General features: G+C 56.8%; 10 protein-coding genes. 7 read left to right on the top strand and 3 right to left on the bottom strand.

Translation table 11 applies throughout. From position 1 onward, the window contains the following. Positions 1-9: 9 nt before the first annotated feature. The 4 genes from uhpC to fbpC all read left to right on the top strand — a co-directional run bounded on the left by uhpC (position 10) and on the right by fbpC (position 5,642). Positions 10-1,338, top strand: a complete 1,329-nt coding sequence (gene uhpC, locus F384_RS01485; RefSeq protein WP_226991653.1) for an MFS transporter family glucose-6-phosphate receptor UhpC — start codon at positions 10-12, stop codon at positions 1,336-1,338. Next, positions 1,335-2,366, top strand: a complete 1,032-nt coding sequence (locus tag F384_RS01480; RefSeq protein ID WP_046476053.1) for an ABC transporter substrate-binding protein — start codon at positions 1,335-1,337, stop codon at positions 2,364-2,366. Before uhpC ends, F384_RS01480 begins: the two co-directional genes overlap by 4 nt. Positions 2,367-2,505: 139 nt before the next feature. Beyond that, positions 2,506-4,584 (top strand): ABC transporter permease, encoded by a 2,079-nt coding sequence (locus tag F384_RS01475; RefSeq protein WP_046476050.1) that lies wholly within the window; start codon positions 2,506-2,508, stop codon positions 4,582-4,584. Positions 4,585-4,595: 11 nt separating this feature from the next. Then, positions 4,596-5,642, top strand: a complete 1,047-nt coding sequence (fbpC, locus tag F384_RS01470) for a ferric ABC transporter ATP-binding protein (RefSeq protein ID WP_046476049.1) — start codon at positions 4,596-4,598, stop codon at positions 5,640-5,642. Positions 5,643-7,065: 1,423 nt separating this feature from the next. Here fbpC and F384_RS01465 read toward each other — a convergent pair. Then, complete coding sequence (locus F384_RS01465; RefSeq protein WP_052746871.1) at positions 7,066-10,986, bottom strand: autotransporter outer membrane beta-barrel domain-containing protein; 3,921 nt, start codon at positions 10,984-10,986, stop codon at positions 7,066-7,068. 704 nt (positions 10,987-11,690) lie between these two features. Here F384_RS01465 and F384_RS01460 point away from each other — a divergent pair. The 3 genes from F384_RS01460 to F384_RS01450 all read left to right on the top strand — a co-directional run bounded on the left by F384_RS01460 (position 11,691) and on the right by F384_RS01450 (position 16,639). Further along, positions 11,691-12,467 (top strand): MBL fold metallo-hydrolase, encoded by a 777-nt coding sequence (locus F384_RS01460; protein ID WP_046476048.1) that lies wholly within the window; start codon positions 11,691-11,693, stop codon positions 12,465-12,467. A 19-nt stretch (positions 12,468-12,486) separates the two neighbouring features. Further along, positions 12,487-13,455, top strand: coding sequence for a GlxA family transcriptional regulator (locus F384_RS01455; protein ID WP_046476045.1), 969 nt, complete (start codon positions 12,487-12,489; stop codon positions 13,453-13,455). 100 nt (positions 13,456-13,555) lie between these two features. Continuing rightward, complete coding sequence (locus F384_RS01450; RefSeq protein WP_046476043.1) at positions 13,556-16,639, top strand: beta-galactosidase; 3,084 nt, start codon at positions 13,556-13,558, stop codon at positions 16,637-16,639. 80 nt (positions 16,640-16,719) lie between these two features. Here F384_RS01450 and F384_RS01445 read toward each other — a convergent pair whose 3' ends face one another. Then, positions 16,720-17,004, bottom strand: a complete 285-nt coding sequence (locus F384_RS01445) for a hypothetical protein (RefSeq protein ID WP_046476040.1) — start codon at positions 17,002-17,004, stop codon at positions 16,720-16,722. A 49-nt stretch (positions 17,005-17,053) separates the two neighbouring features. Beyond that, the gene (gene prpE, locus F384_RS01440) at positions 17,054-18,940 is read right to left on the bottom strand and encodes a propionate--CoA ligase (protein WP_046476036.1); all 1,887 of its coding nucleotides are present in this window, start codon (positions 18,938-18,940) and stop codon (positions 17,054-17,056) included. Positions 18,941-18,957: the final 17 nt, after the last annotated feature.

The following is an 18,957-nucleotide window of genomic DNA, read 5'->3' as shown; positions in this document are numbered from 1 at the left end:
CTCTTTCTTATAGTCAGCAAAACGGAGACGGCTATGCACGCAGGCGCAGCAACTGAAATCAATCAACGTTACCGCACGCTGCGTCCGCGACTGCTGATGTGCATGGTTATCGGTTACGCCGCGTTTTATCTGACGCGTAAAAGCGTGAACTACGTGCTGCCAGCGCTGCAAACCGATCTTGGGCTGGATAAAAGCGACATTGGGCTGCTGGGTTCCCTGTTTTATCTGACCTACGGCCTGTCGAAATTTACCGCCGGGCTGTGGCATGACAGCCACGGACAGCGTGGGTTTATGGGCGTTGGCCTGTTCGCGACCGGCCTGCTGAACGTGGTGTTTGCCTTTGGCGAGTCGCTGACGCTGCTGCTGGCGGTCTGGACGCTCAACGGATTTTTTCAGGGCTGGGGATGGCCTCCCTGCGCTCGCCTGCTGACCCACTGGTACTCGCGCAACGAACGCGGTTTCTGGTGGGGCTGCTGGAATATGTCTATCAACATTGGCGGGGCGATTATCCCGCTCATTAGCGCCTTCGCCGCTCACTGGTGGGGCTGGCAGGCCGCGATGCTGATGCCAGGGGTAATCAGCATGGCTCTGGGAGTCTGGTTAACGCTGCAACTGAAAGGCACGCCCCAGGAAGAGGGGTTACCGTCCGTCGGCCACTGGCGTAACGATCCGCTGGAACTGCGCCAGGAGCAGCAGAGCCCGCCGATGGGGCTGTGGCAAATGCTGCGTACCACGATGCTGAAAAACCCGATGATCTGGCTGCTGGGCGTTTCGTATGTGCTGGTCTATCTGATCCGCATTGCGCTCAACGACTGGGGCAACATCTGGCTGACGGAAAGTCACGGCGTCAACCTGCTCAGCGCCAACGCCACGGTGATGCTGTTTGAAGTCGGCGGACTCCTCGGCGCGCTGTTTGCCGGCTGGGGTTCGGACCTGCTGTTTAGCGGTCAGCGGGCGCCAATGATTTTGCTGTTTACGCTGGGACTGATGGTCTCCGTCGCCGCGTTATGGCTGGCGCCGGTTCATCATTACGCCCTGCTGGCAGTCTGTTTCTTTACGGTGGGCTTTTTTGTCTTTGGCCCACAAATGTTGATTGGCCTGGCGGCGGTGGAATGTGGACACAAAGCGGCGGCAGGTTCAATCACGGGTTTTCTCGGCCTGTTCGCCTATCTGGGGGCAGCGCTGGCGGGCTGGCCTCTGTCGCTGGTCATTGAACGCTACGGCTGGTCGGGAATGTTCAGTTTGCTCTCGGTCGTCGCGGTACTTATGGGTTTACTGCTGATGCCGCTGCTGATGGCGGGCATCACCACCACTCTCAGTCAAAGGATAAAACAATGAAAATGACCCTTACCTCTACTCTGATTGCCTCCGCCGTTGCGCTGGCGACCTTATCGGGCGCGGCGCACGCCAAAGGTCGTCTGGTGGTGTATTGCAGCGCCACCAACGAGATGTGCGAAGCGGAAACCAAAGCCTTTGGCGAAAAATATGACGTGAAAACGTCGTTTATCCGCAACGGTTCCGGCAGCACGCTGGCGAAGGTCGATGCCGAGAAGAAAAACCCGCAGGCTGACGTCTGGTACGGCGGCACGCTGGACCCGCAGTCACAGGCCGGTGAAATGGGTCTGCTGCAGCCGTACAAATCCCCGAACCTGGAACAGGTGATGGAAAAATTCCGCGATCCAGCGAAAGTGAAGGGCAACCTCTCATCGGCGGTCTACGTGGGGATCCTCGGCTTCGGCGTCAACACCCAGCGCCTGAAAGAGAAAAACCTGCCGGTGCCGAAATGCTGGAAAGATCTGACCAAACCGGAATACAAAGGCGAAATTCAGATTGCCGATCCGCAAAGCTCCGGCACGGCCTACACCGCACTGGCAACGTTCGCCCAACTGTGGGGTGAAGATCAGGCCTTTGATTACCTGAAACAGCTGAACGCCAACGTCTCACAGTACACCAAATCCGGTATTGCCCCGGCACGTAACGCCGCGCGTGGTGAAACGGCCATCGGCATCGGCTTCCTGCACGACTACTCGCTGGAAAAAGAACAGGGCGCGCCGCTGGAGCTGATTTCTCCGTGTGAAGGTACCGGCTATGAGATCGGCGGCGTCAGCATCCTGAAAGGGGCGCGCAACCTCGACAACGCCAAACTGTTCGTCGACTGGGTACTGTCGAAAGACGCACAGGAGCTGGCGTGGAAGAAAGGCAAGTCCTATCAGATCCTGACCAACACCACCGCCGAAACCTCGCCGAACTCGCTGAAACTCGACGACCTGAAGCTTATCAACTACGACATGGATAAATACGGCTCAACTGACGTCCGTAAGGCGTTGATCAATAAATGGGTTAGCGAAGTGAAGATGGGTAAATAAACCCACACGATGACTTCCTGACGTTAAGGTTACGTAGGCCGGGTAAGGCAATGCCGCCACCCGGCAATCATCGTCACCCTGAATGCCGGATGGCGCTCACGCTTATCCGGCCTGTTCGGGATTGAACACCGGAAAACGTATGTCACACACACTTGCACTCCATCCCGTGAAAAAGCGGGATGCGATATTCCTTTGGGTTTTACTCGGCTGGCTGGCATTCGTCCTGTTGCCGAGCTGGAGCCTGGATTACGGTCTGCTGGAGTCCACGGGCGATGAAATCCTCGAGGCCTACGGCTGGTCACAGTTCAATATCAGTTGGCTATGGTATCTGCTGCCGAGCCTGCTACTGGTTCGTCCGTTCCACGAAGCCAGACGCGAACAGCGTAGCCGCCACTACCTCGACGCCAGTTGGGCGTTTTTGTGCATCGCCTTTATCGTCATCAGCGCGACCGTTGAAGGACGTGGTTTAGGCTACGCCACCATCGTGCTATTTGTCGCACTGGGCGCGATCATGACCCTGGCGCTGACCCGCCTCGAATGGCTGGGCGGCGACCGGTTTGTGATCGGCTCGCTGGTCACTATCGTGGCGCTCATCGGCATCTTTATCGTCTGGCCGAGCATTGCCATTTTCATCCCCATGTTCACCAACGACGCCGGAGCATTCGCGCCGCTGGCGTTTATGAATGTGCTGTCTCAGGCGCATATCATTCAGGTGATCCTCAACTCGATCGCCCTGTCAATTGCCGTGGGCGTCGGCTGCACCTTCTTCGGCCTGGTGCTGGCGATTTACACCACCCGTATCGCCCAACGCAGCGCCGTTATCGGCCGTATCTTCTCAATCCTGCCGATCGTCACGCCGCCGTTTGTCGTGGGGCTGGGCGTTACGCTGATGATGGGCCGTTCTGGCTACGTAACCGAACTGATGGTGGAGTGGTTCGGGCTGACCAATACCAACTGGCTGTACGGGTTTACCGGTATCTGGCTGGCGCAGGTGCTGGCGTTTACCCCAATGGCGTTTATGATCCTTGACGGCGCGATCAAAACCATTCACCCGTCGCTGGAAGAAGCGTCATACACCCTGCGCGCCAGTCGCTGGCAGACGTTTAACGGCGTGTTTGTCCCGCTGCTTAAACCGGCGCTGGCGAATGCGTTCTTAATTGTTATTGTCCAGTCGCTGGCTGACTTCAGTAACCCACTGGTGCTCGGCGGTAACTTCGACGTGCTGGCGACGCAAATTTACTTCTACATCACCGGTTCACAGCTCGATTACCAGGCTGCCAGTACGCTGGGCGCCTTCCTGTTGCTGTTCTCGCTGCTGGTGTTCTGCGTACAGTATATGTGGATTGGCAAGCGCTCTTACGTCACCGTCTCCGGGAAATCATACCGTGGCGACGTGCAGCCGCTGCCGGTCACTCTGGTCTGGAGCGTGGTGGCGATCCTGGCGATATGGATTGCCTTTAACGCCCTGCTCTACGGCAGTATTTTCTACGGCAGTTTCACCGTGAACTGGGGCGTGGACTACACCCTGACGCTGGATAACTTCATCAAGCTGTTTGGTCAGGGGATGAGCGACGGTGCCTGGCCTTCGCTGCTCGATACCCTGCTGTATGCCGGAATTGCCGCGCCAATCACCGCCGCCTTCGGCCTGCTGATTGCCTGGGTTGTGGTGCGCCAGCAGTTCAAAGGCAAAAAGACCATCGAGTTCACCACCATGCTGTGCTTTGCCGTACCGGGCACTGTGGCGGGCGTATCCTACATCCTCGCCTTTAACAGCGCCCCGGTATACCTCACCGGCACCGCGGCGATTGTCATTATCTCAATGGTGATGCGTAACGTGCCGGTCGGTATTCGCGCCGGGATCGCCGGACTCGGCCAGATCGACAAATCACTGGATGAAGCCTCGCTCAGTCTGCGCGCCGGAAGCTTACGCACCATCACGCATATTCTGCTGCCGCTGCTGCGCCCGGCGATTCTCTCGGCGCTGATCTACAGCTTCGTGCGCGCCATCACGACCGTCAGCGCCATTGTCTTCCTCGTCACCCCGGACACCCGTGTGGCAACGGCCTACATTCTGAACCGCGTGGAAGACGGCGAATACGGCGTGGCGATTGCCTACGGGTCGATTCTGATCGTGGTGATGCTGGCGATTATTTTCATCTTTGACTGGCTGATTGGGGAAGCGCGTATTTCCCGGTCCAAAGCCAAAAACCAGGCGTAATGGAGCGCACTATGAGTCAGAAAAATTTCGTTGAACTGCGCAACGTCACCAAACGATTCGGCAGTAACACGGTCATCGACAATATCAATCTCACCATCCCGCAAGGACAGATGGTGACGCTGCTCGGCCCGTCCGGCTGTGGCAAAACCACCATTCTGCGCCTGGTCGCCGGTCTGGAAAAACCGAGCGAAGGACAGATTTTTATTGATGGCGAGGACGTCACCCATCGTTCTATTCAGCAGCGCGATATCTGCATGGTGTTCCAGTCGTATGCCCTGTTCCCGCATATGTCGCTGGGAGAAAACGTCGGCTACGGTCTGAAGATGCTGGGCGTGTCGCGTGCCGATGTGAAGACGCGGGTGAAAGAGGCGCTGGCGATGGTCGATCTGGAAGGATTCGAGGACCGCTATGTGGATCAGATCTCCGGCGGCCAACAGCAGCGCGTGGCGCTGGCGCGTGCGCTGATCCTTAAACCGAAGGTGCTGCTGTTTGACGAACCGCTGAGCAACCTCGACGCCAACCTGCGCCGCAGCATGCGCGATAAGATCCGCGAGCTGCAAAAGCAGTTTGATATCACCTCACTGTACGTTACCCACGATCAAAGCGAAGCCTTTGCGGTTTCCGACACCGTGCTGGTGATGAACAAGGGACATATCATGCAGATAGGTTCGCCGCAGGATCTCTATCGTCAGCCTGCGTCCCGCTTTATGGCCAGCTTCATGGGCGACGCCAACCTGTTCCCGGCCCATTTCAGCGAGGACGCGGTCGATATCTACGGCTATCGTCTGCCCCGCCCCGCGCACTTTGCCTCTCAGGGGAATGGCACCGTGGGCGTACGTCCGGAAGCGATTACCTTAAGCGATCGCGGTGAGGAGAGTCAGCGCTGTGTGATTCGTCATGTGGCCTATATGGGGCCACAGTATGAGGTGACGGTGGAGTGGCACGGGCAGGAAATTCTGTTGCAGGTCAATGCCACTCGCCTGCAACCGGATACTGGCGAGCAGTATTTCCTCGAAATCCACCCGTATGGCATGTTTGTACTGGCGGATGCGGGGTAGGCTTTCGTTGTTTTGTAGCATCGTAGGCCGGATAAGGCATTTATGCCGTCATCCGGCAGTTGCAACTGAAACTCAGCGATGTCATGCCTGATGGCGCTGCGCTTATCAGGCCTACAGCACGACGAAACAACACAACCATAGGCCGGATAAGGCGTCAGCCGTCATCCGGCAATTACTGAAACTCAGCGATGTCATGCCTGATGGCGCTGCGCTTATCAGGCCTACAAAACGACGAAACGGCACAACCGTAGGCCGGATAAGGCATTCATGCCGTCATCCGGCAATTACTGAAACGCAGTCATGACACGCCTGATGGCGCTGCGCTTATCAGGCCTACAACACGACGAAACGGCACAACCGTAGGCCGGATAAGGCATTTATGCCGTCATCCGGCAATTACTGAAACTCAACCATGTCATGCCTGATGGCGCTACGCTTATCAGGCCTACAACACGACGAAATGGCACAACCGTAGGCCGGATAAGGCACCAGCCGTCATCCGGCAATTACTGAAACTCAGCCATGTCATGCCTGATGACGCTACGCTTATCAGGCCTACAACACGACGAAATGGCACAACCGTAGGCCGGATAAGGCGTCAGCCGTCATCCGGCAATTACTGAAACGCAGCCATGTCATGCCTGATGGCGCTGCGCTTATCAGGCCTACAGCACGACGAAATGGCACAACCGTAGGCCGGATAAGGCGTCAGCCGTCATCCGGCAATTACTGAAACTCAGTCATGACATGCCTGATGGCGCTGCGCTTATCAGACCTACAACACTGTTACTCAAAGCGAAAAGAAGCTATCTGAAAGGCAGAGAATCGAAGCGATGCCGTTGGTCCGGCGTGAAAATCGATGAGCCGTTGACGGCTGACCGGGTCCGCCCGCAGGGATGCGGGCGGAGGGGACGGCCTGCAGGGATGCAGGCTCGGCCCCGACCCGACAGGCAGACGGCATAAGGCGAATGGACCACGACGTGGCGATTTTCCTTGCCGGGAGCCGGGATTGTTAAGGGCGTGGCGGAGAACGCCCTTAACACGTTCGCGGGTGAGTGAGTTCCAAAGAAGCAATGAACAAAAAGCGAACGGAACCCTTCTCAAAAATAACATAACGTAGGCCCTACACCAGCCGTAACTGCCCGCGCGGTGCGCTTAATAGTGGAGATGAATTAACAATAAGGAAAAGAAAAGGTCGCCAGCTCATAACGCCTCCAGTTCAGGGAGTTATCTATACTCTGGCAGTGGCCTGGTCACCCGGCACTAAAACGAAAGTGGGAATGCTGCGCGCGTGTTCATACAACAGAGTGAGAGCAGAGAAGGTATTCGCAAATTTCAGTGAATATTTACCGCGCGACGTGGGGTAAGCGATAAAACGTCATCCCGGCTGAAAAACCGGGATGACGGGGGACACATCGTATGACTAGAACTGGTATTTTATCCCCAGCACGCCGCTCGTGTCGTGAAAGCCGTTATTACCCACTTGTTGAGCCACATTGCCCCACACGCTCAGATCCCGGGTCAACCGTCCCTCAACGCCCACTTTCACCTCACCGACGTTTCGACTTCCCTGCAGGGAGGTACTCGTGTCATTCATTCTGACGCCATACTGCTTCGAGTTGTGTATCCAGTTCGCCTCAATGAAGGGTTCAAACTCGCGGTCAGCGCCTTTTTCCGCGGCGCTTTTGCCATTGACGTAAAGACGCATCCCCAGACGGGTCTGAATATTGTTGTCGCCCTGGCCCTGAACCCGCGTGCCGTTTTTCTCCGTATGGTCGTTAGCCTTCACGCCCATCCAGGTGACCTGCGCCTGTGGACGAAGATAGACGTTACTTTCCATGTCGCCTGCCGTCGTGAATGACCCCATGTGGAAAGCGTAACCCGACTCCAGCGACGCCGTCAGCCCCTTGCTTTTGTAGCTCTCGTCAGCAATCTCATCGCCTTTAACCGTATTGTCAAACCAGTTATAGAGTACCCAGGAATCGACATACAGACCGGTTTTATCGACGGCGTTCTGGTACCAGGTTCCGTACAAACCGGCACTGTAACCGCTCACCTCGCCACGAGAATCGTAGCCTGACACGCTGTTATGGGTATCGTTATCCTGCTTACCATAGCCCGCCATTACGCCCAGTTGATAGCTATCGGTACCATTCGAACTGCCATGGAGCAACGCGCCACCGACCTGCACGACAACGCGGTTGGACGAGGACGTATTCTGATCATCAGACATCCGGCTCTTGTTGCGCCCGCCTGACGTGCGCAACCACAGGTTGGTCATATGACGTTCACCGGTGGCGGGGTCGGTATACCAGGAGCCCCCCTGACGGTCCTGCAACCGGGTATTGAACAGCGTATTCGCTGCCGCCAGGTTGCTGGCATAGCTTCCTGCCTCAGGGCGATAGATGTGGACTGCATCAGAGGTATCACCTGGCGCAGGCCGATCGTCGTTGACAACATCAGAGGAATCACCCGGTTCAGGCCGATCGTCATCGACAACATCAGAGGAATCGTCAGGATCAGGAGTGTCCGTCAGACTGGTTAAATACCAGTTATTCCTGTCACTACCGGAAGCCGTACCCTGCTTCACGTGATATTCATAGCTTCCCGCCACGATACGGCCTCGTTGTACAAATGCATCTGCCGTAGAACTGCCGGTCTCAATGATTTTAATCCCTTCATGCAGCAACGCCCCTGAGCCATTCTCATTGTTAACCTGCACATAGGTCGTGCCGGTCGCGTTGCCGGTAACCACCAGCTTATCCGTCAGGCTGCTGTCGCCGCCGAGAACGGTGCCCAGCGAAAGGTTGCCGCCGTTACCCACATAGTCGCCATTGATGGTCAGCGTATTCCCGGCGCTGGTTGCGCTGTTGTTGAGAATAATATTGCCACTGTTCGTCACATCGCCCGTCAGCATAACGCTGAGCGGAGAAGAAGGCGGAACGCCATCATCATCAATCAGCAGGGTTCCACGGTTATCCAACGCGTTGACGGTCTGACTGTTGCCGTTAAGGTTAAGCGTCCCTTCCTCGCCGACGGTTACGCCGGAGGTATTGGCGAATGCATTCGCCGTCGTCGTCTTCAGCATCCCTTCGCTGATTTGGGTCGAGCCCGTATAGGTATTTTCCGCTGACAGTATCAGCGTGCCTTCTCCCGCTTTGGTCAGGCTTTTACCATCCCAGGCCGGGTTGAGGTGCGCCGTATTGTCAGCCAGGGCGACGCCGAGATCGAAGGTTCTGCCCTCATCAAGCGTGAACGTCCCGTGCGCATCGGCATCCAGACCGTTCCAGTACAGGGAGTATTGAATTATCCGGGAACCGGCGTTGATATAGGCAAAGTCCGGTTGGCTCATGCCCGCGACGAGGGCATTATTGTAAGAAAACGCGCCCGTAATACCGTTCGTGGTTTCAACCAGCAGAATGTCCTGCATATCCCAGTGGGTAATGTTGGCATTAAGCGACGCGTTATCGCCAACAGAGAGAGACGCCGCCTTGAGGCTGACGCCTTCGCCAAGGGTGAGCGACGCCCCTTCAGCAAACGACGCATTACCGGAAAATTCAATCGGTTGTTCCGCCAGCGTGACGCTTGCCGCCTGACCCACCGTCAGATTACCGTTGATAGCTCTGCTTGTTGCATCATTACTGACAATCTGCAACGTTGTCGCACCGTCGGCCAGCCGGATATCGCCGGTGATAGTCGAGCCGGTATTCAGCGTCAGCATATTGCTGCCGCCGGTAAGACTAAGAGCCGCGCCAGCTTCGCCACCGCTCCGGTAGGGCGCACCGCCAGTAATAGCGTGGTTATTAATGATCGCCAGATTACTGCCGGATATCGCTGCGCCACCTGCACCGTCAGCGCCGCCGTTGCTACCGTAACTGCCTTTACCCCCGACGATAGAACCGCTGTTGTTAATCCTCAGACTGTCACCGAATATTCCGACGCCGCCGTTGCCGCCGCTGCTGCTGTTCGTATTATTTCTGCTGCCGCTATAATGGCCCTCTCCGCCAGTGATGGTGCCGCCAGCCAGATTGCTGATGGTCAGGTTGTGACCGGATATCGCCGTGCCGCCGTCTGCACCATCTGGGCTTGTCGTGTCGCCGCCGGCAAAGGCGCCTTTGCCACCGGTGATGGAACCGCCGTTGGTGATGGTCAGATTATCGCCAAGTATTCCCGTGCCGCCTGCGGTTGGCATTCCGGCGCCGCCAAGGCCGTTCGAACCGCCACTGCCGCCTTCACCGCCGGTAATAGAACCTCCGGCTAAATTATCAAGGATGATCTCGCTACCCGATATTCCAGCGCCAGCATTTCCGCCATTGCCTCCGCCGCTAAACCCCCCTTCGCCACCGACAATGGATCCGCCGTTGGTGATTCTCAGACCGGTACCCGATATTCCCGCCCCGGCATTGCCACCGAGCGCTCCATAGCCATATCCTCCTTCGCCGCCGACAATGGATCCGCCGTTGGTTATGGTCAAAGCGGAACCCGATATGGCATCGCCTCCTAAGCTTCCGGAATTGCCTCGGCCACCCGTAATTGACCCACGGGCAATATTGTCAATGACCATATTGCTGCCGGTAATTCCGGCACCGGCATTGCCACCTTCAGCTCCATCGTAGCCATATCCCCCTCCGCCGCCGAGAATAGCGCCGCTGTTGGTGATGGTCAGCGCGGAACCCGATATGGCATCGCCTCCCTCGCCACTGAAATCACCGTCACCACCGGTAATACGGTACGTATTAATAATTGTCAGATCGGTACCTGATATTCCAGCGCCGCCAATGCCGCCCGTACCATCGTTGCCATCAAATCCGAAACTGCCATCGCCTCCGGTAATCGCGCCATCGTTGGTTATCATGAGACGGTCACCAGAGATACCCGCACCGCTAGCGGAATATCTATCCCCTTCGCCACCGGTGATGGAGCCGGTACGAGAATTGGTTATCGACAGGTCAGTACCCGATATTCCCACACCGCCTGCACCAATGCCGCTAACGCCATAGCTACCCTCACCACCAATAATCTTTCCGCTGTTGCTGATGGTTGCATTGTTACCGGACATTCCGTCGCCGCCGTCGCCGCCCGCGTCACCATTACCGCCGGTTATTGTGATGCCACTACCGACGCTTACGCTGTTATCCGCCGCGCTCGATTCCAGGTTCGGTGATAAGACATACCCGGCCCCGGCGCCTTCACTGCCGCCATTAACCCCGTGCGTCCCCGTGTTGGATTGCGCCGTATAAGGAAATGAACCATCAACATAAATCGTGGCACCTGTTGCTGGTGCGGATGATATGAATACTGATGCAAGCAATAAAGCTATTCTATTTTTATTAAAATGTTGCATAAATAACTCCCTTGTTAGTTTCTACAACATTTAATTTATTTCAGCGTGTTACTTAGATAATAAACAAGTCTGAAAAAACTAAAGAGTAATAAAAACAGTTAATACTAAAATAATGGAATTTTGCTCAACGTTTAATGAGTAGCAAAGATAGTATTTGAAAACTACCACTCCCCCATCATTGAGTAAATGGCCGAAAAAATGACAAAAAAATCTTAAATAACTTTATATTTTATCGCATCACATTCTTAACAACGAAAAATCAATGACATAAGGCGAAGACAAATAACCCTATTATCAGTGAGACAATAATCATCAGAGCAAAAAGACAAATTTAATCCTTGATAAAAACAGGACGTTACATCGCATACACGACAATATAAAGCAGCACCTCTTTAAATCCTTATATTTCTTTATTTCATCTGTTGTTCGTTAAATAAGATGGGAAATTTAGAAAAGATGTTCGGATTTTTATATCACCAATTTTTCCGGAATCGCTCATTGATGTTACTGGCTGAAGATATAACCTCTCCTGGCTATCGTGTGGTAAATATCTCCGGTATGGGAAAGCAATATGACACTCCCCTGCTTCATCGCAGGACTTAACCCTGTTGGCCCAATCCCATCGTTATTCGCCCATTTGCCCCTATTCAGACTCTGGTCAACACGCCAGGATGACACCACGGCCCATTACGTGGAGTATCACCATGAACATCACCCATATCCGCAACGCCACCCAGTTGATCACCTTTGGTGGAAAAACCTTTCTCGTCGATCCGATGCTCGCCCCGCAAGGTGCGTATCCCGGCTTTCCCGGCACGGCGCGGGCCGGGATCCGTAATCCGACGGTGGAACTCCCCTGCGATCTCAACACCCTGTTGCAGGCCGATGCGCTGATCGTCACCCATCTCCATGCGGACCACTGGGACGACGTCGCCGCAAAGGTGGTGCCGAAAGAGAAGCCGATTTATGTACAAAACGAACAGGACGCGCAAACCCTGCGGGAGCAGGGTTTTAGCCAACTCACCCTCCTGACGGACAATACCCGGCTTGGTGAGATCACTCTGCGTAAAACGGGTGGCCAGCACGGTTCCGACCGGCTGTACGCCATTCCCGCCATGGCTGAACGGATGGGCGATGCCTGCGGGGTTGTTTTTCAGCATCCGCAAGAAAAAACGCTGTATCTGGTCGGTGATACCCTCTGGCGCGATGAGGTCGAAGCCAATATGGTCACGTTCCAGCCGGATGTGGTGGTACTGAACGCCGGGTTTGCGCATGTGATCGGTTTTGGCGCCATCATCATGGGGGCAGAAGATGTGCTGAAAACCCACTTTGTTCTGCCCGATGCGCAGATTGTGGCGATTCACATGGAAGCGCTAAACCACTGCCTGTTGACGCGTACCGCGCTCAGGGAATACGTCCGCGATAACCAGATTGCAGAATTTGTCCGGGTACCGGAAGATGGGGAAACCCTGACGTTCTAACTCTCAGCCGAGGAAAGGTATGCGCCCCGTCACCGTCGCGATCGTCGCCGTTGAAGATTTCAGTCCGTTTCACTTCTCGGTGCCGTGCATTATGTTCAGTGAAAAAGCCGCGGCGCAGAAACGCTTTGAGGTGCAGATTTGCGCTGAAGTCCCAGGCGTCATCACCTCTGCGGAAGGCTTTTCCGTCACCGCCCCTCTGGGACTGGAGGCGGTGACCGCTGCCGATATCGTGATTGTCCCCTGGTGGGGAACGACCGCGCGTCGCCCGTCACCGTCGCTGCTCAATGCGCTGGTTCAGGCCCGACAAAACGGTGCGCAGGTGGTTGGGCTGTGCCTCGGCGCATTTGTACTCGGTTATGCAGGACTGCTCGACGGCAGACGCGCCGCTACCCACTGGGAGTTTGAAGCCGATTTTCAGGCGCGTTTTCCCGACGCGCACCTGGACATCAACGCCCTGTACGTCGACGATGACGGGATCATCACTTCGGCAGGCACCGCCGCCGCGCTCGACTGCTGTCTGTATCTCATTCGCCAGCGGTTTGGCAGCACGGTGGCGAATCAGATTGCGCGCCGGATGATTGTGCCACCGCATCGCGAGGGCGGTCAGGCGCAGTTTATTGCCCAACCGGTGGCGAAAAATACGCAGGATCAACGAATTAACGGCCTGCTGGACTATCTGCGCCAGCACAGTCACGAACAGCACGATCTGGATTCACTGGCCAAAAGGGTGATGATGAGTCGCCGCACCCTGAGCCGTCACTTTATGCAAGCCACCGGCTCAAGCGTTGCAGAGTGGATTATCAATGAACGCCTGCGCCGCAGCCAGGAACTGCTGGAATCCACCCCCCTTCCCGTCGAACGCATCGCCGGGGAGGTCGGTTTTCTGTCCCCGGTGACCTGGCGTCAGCATTTTAAGTCCCGTTACGGCGTCAGCCCGGCGGAATGGCGAAAAACCTTTCGCGGCGGTATGAACGCAAATTCTGAGTGAGTGACTTCACTCATTCCTCTTTCTCATCTTTACAGGCTTTCACTGCGCACCGTATCTTCAGCAACCTGCGAACGAACAATATGCTTAACAGGATACCGCCATGCCTCTGAATACGGACTCCCTCGCCGCCGTACTGGCCCGCCGCGACTGGGAAAATCCCGGCGTCACACAGTTTAACCGCCTGGAGGCGCATCCTCCTTTTGCCAGTTGGCGCGATGGTGCAGAGGCGCGTGATAACCATCCCTCATCCAGTGTTCGCAGTCTCAACGGCGCATGGAAATTCAACTGGTTCGCTTCGCCGGAAGCGGTGCCGGAAAGTTGGCGACTGCGCGATCTGGATGATGCCGATACGATCGTCGTGCCATCAAACTGGCAGATGCACGGCTATGACGCGCCCATCTATACCAACGTGACCTATCCGATCCCGGTGAATCCGCCGTATGTGCCTCATGAAAACGCGACAGGATGTTACTCGCTCACATTCACTGTCAGCGACGCCGAACGTTGTGATGGGCAGACGCGAATTATCCTTGATGGCGTGAATTCCGCTTTTCATCTCTGGTGCAACGGGCGCTGGGTGGGCTACGGTCAGGACAGTCGCCTGCCGTCCGAATTTGATCTCAGCGAGTATCTGGTCAGCGGCGAGAACCGTCTGGCGGTGATGGTGCTGCGCTGGAGCGACGGCAGCTATCTGGAAGATCAGGATATGTGGCGAATGAGCGGCATCTTCCGCGATGTCTCTCTGTTAAACAAACCCGCCACCCACATCAGCGATCTCCGCATCACCACCCACCTCAACGAAGATTTCAGCCGGGCAATCTTTGCCGCCGAGGTCAGAATGCGCGGTGAGTGGCGCGACAGCCTGCGTGTGACCGTTCAACTGTGGAATGGCGACGTGTTGACCGGCGAAAGCACCGCCCCTTTCGGCAGTGAGATTATTGATGAGCGCGGTGCGTACGGCGATCGCATGACGCTGCGTCTGAATGTCGGCCATCCTTCGCTGTGGAGCGCCGAAACACCGCATCTTTATCGCGCGGTCGTACAGCTCCATACCGCGGACGGCACGCTCATTGAAGCCGAGGCCTGCGATGTCGGCTTCCGTCAGGTCAGCATTGAAAACGGCCTGCTGTTGTTGAACGGTAAGCCACTGCTGATTCGCGGCGCCAATCGTCATGAACATCATCCTGAAAACGGCCAGGTGATGGACGAAGAGACGATGGTGCAGGACATCATGCTGATGAAACAAAACAACTTTAACGCCGTGCGCTGCTCCCACTATCCAAACCATCCACGGTGGTACACCCTCTGCGATCGCTATGGCCTGTACGTGGTGGATGAGGCCAGCATCGAGACCCACGGCATGGTGCCGATGAATCGCCTGAGCGACGATCCGACCTGGCTGCCCGCCATGAGCCAGCGCGTCACGCGCATGGTACAGCGCGATCGCAACCATCCGAGCATTATCATCTGGTCGCTGGGGAATGAATCGGGTCACGGTGCCAACCATGACGCGCTGTACCGCTGGCTGAAATCAGACGATCCGTCACGCCCAGTGCAGTATGAAGGCGGCGGCGCGGACACCACGGCGACGGATATCATTTGCCCTATGTATGCGCGCGTCGATCAGGATCAGCCGTTCCCGGCAGTGCCGAAGTGGTCAATCAAAAAATGGCTGTCGCTGCCCGGCGAACAGCGCCCGCTCATCTTGTGCGAATATGCCCACGCGATGGGCAACAGTCTGGGCGGATTCGCCAAATACTGGCAGGCATTTCGCCAGTATCCACGTTTGCAGGGCGGCTTCGTCTGGGATTGGGTCGATCAGTCGTTGATTAAATACGATGACAACGGCAACCCCTGGTCCGCGTACGGTGGCGACTTTGGCGATACGCCTAACGATCGTCAGTTCTGCATGAACGGTCTGGTGTTTGCTGACCGCACCGCGCATCCGTCGCTGTTTGAGGCGAAACACGCGCAGCAGTTTTTCCAGTTCACATTGCTACCGGGCGCTGAGCGCCAGATTGCGGTCACCAGCGAATACCTGTTTCGCCATAGCGATAACGAGATCCTGCACTGGTCGATTGCACAAGAAGGCAACCCGATGGCTGCCGGTGAAGTCACGCTTGATATTGCTCCACAGGGGCGACAGGTCATCACCCTGCCGGACATTGCGCAGCCCGACAACGCGGGCCAGCTCTGGCTAACGGTGCGCGTGGTACAACCACAGGCAACCGCGTGGGCGCCCGCTGGTCATGTCAGCGCCTGGCAACAGTGGCCGCTGGAGGAAAAACTGAATGTCATCGGCTCACCGCGAACCAGCACGGCACCACAACTCAGCGTCAGTGACACGGTCTTTACCGTGACGCTCGACAAAAAGCGTTGGGCGTTCTGCCGCCAGCAGGGCACGTTAACGCAATACTGGATTGGCGATGACGCCCAGCTTTTGTCGCCGCTAAGCGATCAATTCACCCGTGCGCCACTGGATAACGATATTGGCGTCAGCGAGGCGACCCGCATTGACCCCCATGCCTGGGTCGAGCGCTGGAAAGCCGCCGGGCATTATCAGCTCCAGGCGGTATTGCTACAGTGCGATGCCAACCCCCTTGCTGATGCGGTACTGATCGACACCGTTCACGCCTGGCAGTATCAGGGCGAAACCTTGTTTATCAGCCGTAAAACCTGGCGCATCGACGGTCACGGCGAAATGCAGATTACCGTTGATGTCGATGTCGCCAGCGGTACACCGCATCCGGCGCGTATCGGCCTGACCTGCCAACTGGCGCAGGTAGCAGAACGGGTGAACTGGCTGGGGCTCGGTCCCCATGAAAACTACCCGGACCGCCTGTCTGCCGCCTGTTTTGACCGTTGGGATTTGTCACTGGATGAGATGTATACGCCGTATGTCTTCCCGAGCGAAAACGGCCTGCGCTGCGGCACGCGTGAACTGAAGTACGGCGCGCACGTCTGGCGTGGCGACTTCCAGTTCAACCTCAGTCGCTACAGCCAGCAGCAACTGATGGCGACCAGCCACCGCCACCTGCTGCAACCGGAAGCCGGAAGCTGGCTGAATATTGATGGTTTCCATATGGGCGTCGGCGGCGACGACTCCTGGAGCCCGTCGGTATCACCGGAATATCAGCTCAGCGCCGGGCGTTATCACTACCGCGTAAGCTGGAGTGCGGCTTGACCTGTAGGCCGGATAAGGCGTTTACGCCGCCATCCGGCAACGGCGCCATAGCGTTGCCTGATGGCGCTGGGGTTCGGGAATTACACGATAATCAGCCGCTTGAACAGCAGTTGCTGCACATCCTGCCGATGCGCCAGAATCGCATGGGCAGTGACGTGCGTTCCTTCGATGGAATACAGAACGCGGTAACCGGCTGCGTGATTAAATTCGCGATACTTTGCGCAGCCAATCTTTAACAGCTCAGGGCAAATCTGGCTCCCCGCAGAAAACTGACCCACGACCTTCTCAAACTGCGTAAGAATATCGCTGATCACCGGGCGCGGCTCAATCTCTGCCCGGCGGAGGTGAAGAACAATATCGTCGATGCAGAGTCAGTCTTCTGGCCCGGCAGCACAGCGCCACCGGGCCCTCAGGTTACTCCTCCATCGCCTGGCGAATTTGCTGTAGCGCCGCCGGATCGTCGAGGGTGGTGAGATCGCCCGGATCGCGACCTTCACAAATCGCCTGGATCGTCCGGCGGAGCATCTTGCCAGATCGAGTCTTCGGCAGCTGCGAGACAAACCAGACGTGGGCGGGACGTCCAAAGTTGCCAATCTGACTGTCCACCAGCGCCATAATCGCCTTCTCTTCCGAATGCGCCACGTCCGGGTCCTCGAGGCTATCGCTCTGTTTGGGAATGACAAACGCCACCGCCACCTGCCCTTTCAGCGCATCTTTCACTCCCACCACCGCCACTTCCGCCACATTCGGATAGCTGGAGATGCTCTCCTCAATTTCCCGCGTACCCAGTCGATGCCCGGCGACGTTAATCACATCATCCGTGCGTCCAAGGATGAAGTAGTAGCCGTCAGCGTCGCGAATCCCCCAGTCAAACGTGGCATACACCTGACGATTGAACAGCGACCAGTAGGTATTCACAAACCGCGCGTCGTCGCCCCAGATGGTCTGAATACAACCCGGGGGCAGCGGCCCTTCGATGACCACCATCCCCTTTTCGTTGGCGCCGCAGGGTTCGCCGGTTACCTCATTGAGCAACTGCACGTTATAGCCGTACATCGGCACACCGGGACTGCCGAGGCGCGACGGTCGGTCATCCAGCGCGCGGGCCAGCGCCATAATTGGCCAGCCGGATTCGGTCTGCCAGTAGTTATCGACCACCGGCACACCCAGCGTTTCGGTCACCCAACTTGCGGTCGGTTCATCCAGCGGTTCACCCGCCAGATAGAGCACTTCCAGTGAAGAGAGATCGTGATTGCGGATCTGCGCGGTTGGAAACTTCTTCAGCACGCGAATGGCGGTCGGCGCTGAGAACATCCGGTTGACCTGATATTTTTCGACGATTTTCCACCACACGCCGCAGTCCGGATACGTCGGCAGCCCTTCATACACAATGGTTGCCATTCCCGCTAACAGTGGCGCGTAGACAATATAAGAATGTCCAACAACCCAACCAATGTCCGACGCGCAGAAGAACACGCCGCCCGCTTTACCGCCAAAAATAGTGTCCATTGAGGTCGCCAGCGCCACCGCATAGCCACCGACGTCTCGCTGTACGCCTTTGGGTTTGCCGGTGGTGCCAGAGGTATAGAGAATACAGGAGGTTTCGTTGGACTCCAGCCACGTCACCGGCACCCGTGCGCCGAGATGCTGCTGGCGCAGAGTGGCGAAATCGAGATCGCGACCGGCAACGCGCGCCATTTTCGCCAGTCCCCGATCCACCAACAGCACCTGTTTCGGCTGATGCTGCGCCTGATCGATCGCATCATCGAGCAGCTTTTTGTAGGGCAACACTTTACCGCCGCGCGCCCCCGCATCGGCGGAGACAATCAGTACCGGCTTCGCGTCATCGATCCGCGCCGCCACGCTATGCGAAGCAAAACCGCCGAACACCACCGAGTGGATCGCGCCAATCCGCGCGCAGGCCAGCAGCGTGATATGCGCCTCCGCGATCATCGGCATGTAAACCAGCACCCGATCGCCACGCTGCACGCCAAGCGATTGCAGCATCGACGCCACCACGTTCACTTCGTCATAGAGCTGACGGAAGGTAAAGGTGCGCTCCTCTTCGGTCTCGGATGAGACGGCGACCAGCGCCAGCGCATCCGGTTGACTAGCCAGCCAGCGGTCAATGGCGTTATGACACAGATTCGTCGTGCCGCCGCAAAACCAGCGAGCAAACGGCGGATTGCTGTGGTCCAGCGTGCGGGTAAACGGCTGCTGCCAGTCGATGCGCCGCGCCTGCTCGGCCCAGAACGTCTCCGGTTGCGTAATGGAACGCTGATAAAATTCGCTAAAAGACATAACGCTCTCCTGTTGAA

Source organism: Citrobacter amalonaticus Y19, assembly GCF_000981805.1.
GTDB lineage: Bacteria > Pseudomonadota > Gammaproteobacteria > Enterobacterales > Enterobacteriaceae > Citrobacter_A > Citrobacter_A amalonaticus_C.
Note: the sequence above shows the minus strand (reverse complement) of the source record. Positions and strands in the feature narration are given on the sequence as shown.

What these genes read in the sequence shown, in the direction of transcription:
- F384_RS01455 (WP_046476045.1), top strand. Translation starts at nt 12,487, where the DNA reads ATGCGCCCCGTCACCGTCGCGATCGTCGCCGTTGAAGATTTCAGTCCG.
- F384_RS01475 (WP_046476050.1), top strand. Translation starts at nt 2,506, where the DNA reads ATGTCACACACACTTGCACTCCATCCCGTGAAAAAGCGGGATGCGATA.
- F384_RS01460 (WP_046476048.1), top strand. Translation starts at nt 11,691, where the DNA reads ATGAACATCACCCATATCCGCAACGCCACCCAGTTGATCACCTTTGGT.
- F384_RS01450 (WP_046476043.1), top strand. Translation starts at nt 13,556, where the DNA reads ATGCCTCTGAATACGGACTCCCTCGCCGCCGTACTGGCCCGCCGCGAC.
- F384_RS01480 (WP_046476053.1), top strand. Translation starts at nt 1,335, where the DNA reads ATGAAAATGACCCTTACCTCTACTCTGATTGCCTCCGCCGTTGCGCTG.
- fbpC (WP_046476049.1), top strand. Translation starts at nt 4,596, where the DNA reads ATGAGTCAGAAAAATTTCGTTGAACTGCGCAACGTCACCAAACGATTC.
- prpE (WP_046476036.1), bottom strand. Translation starts at nt 18,940, where the DNA reads ATGTCTTTTAGCGAATTTTATCAGCGTTCCATTACGCAACCGGAGACG.
- F384_RS01465 (WP_052746871.1), bottom strand. Translation starts at nt 10,986, where the DNA reads ATGCAACATTTTAATAAAAATAGAATAGCTTTATTGCTTGCATCAGTA.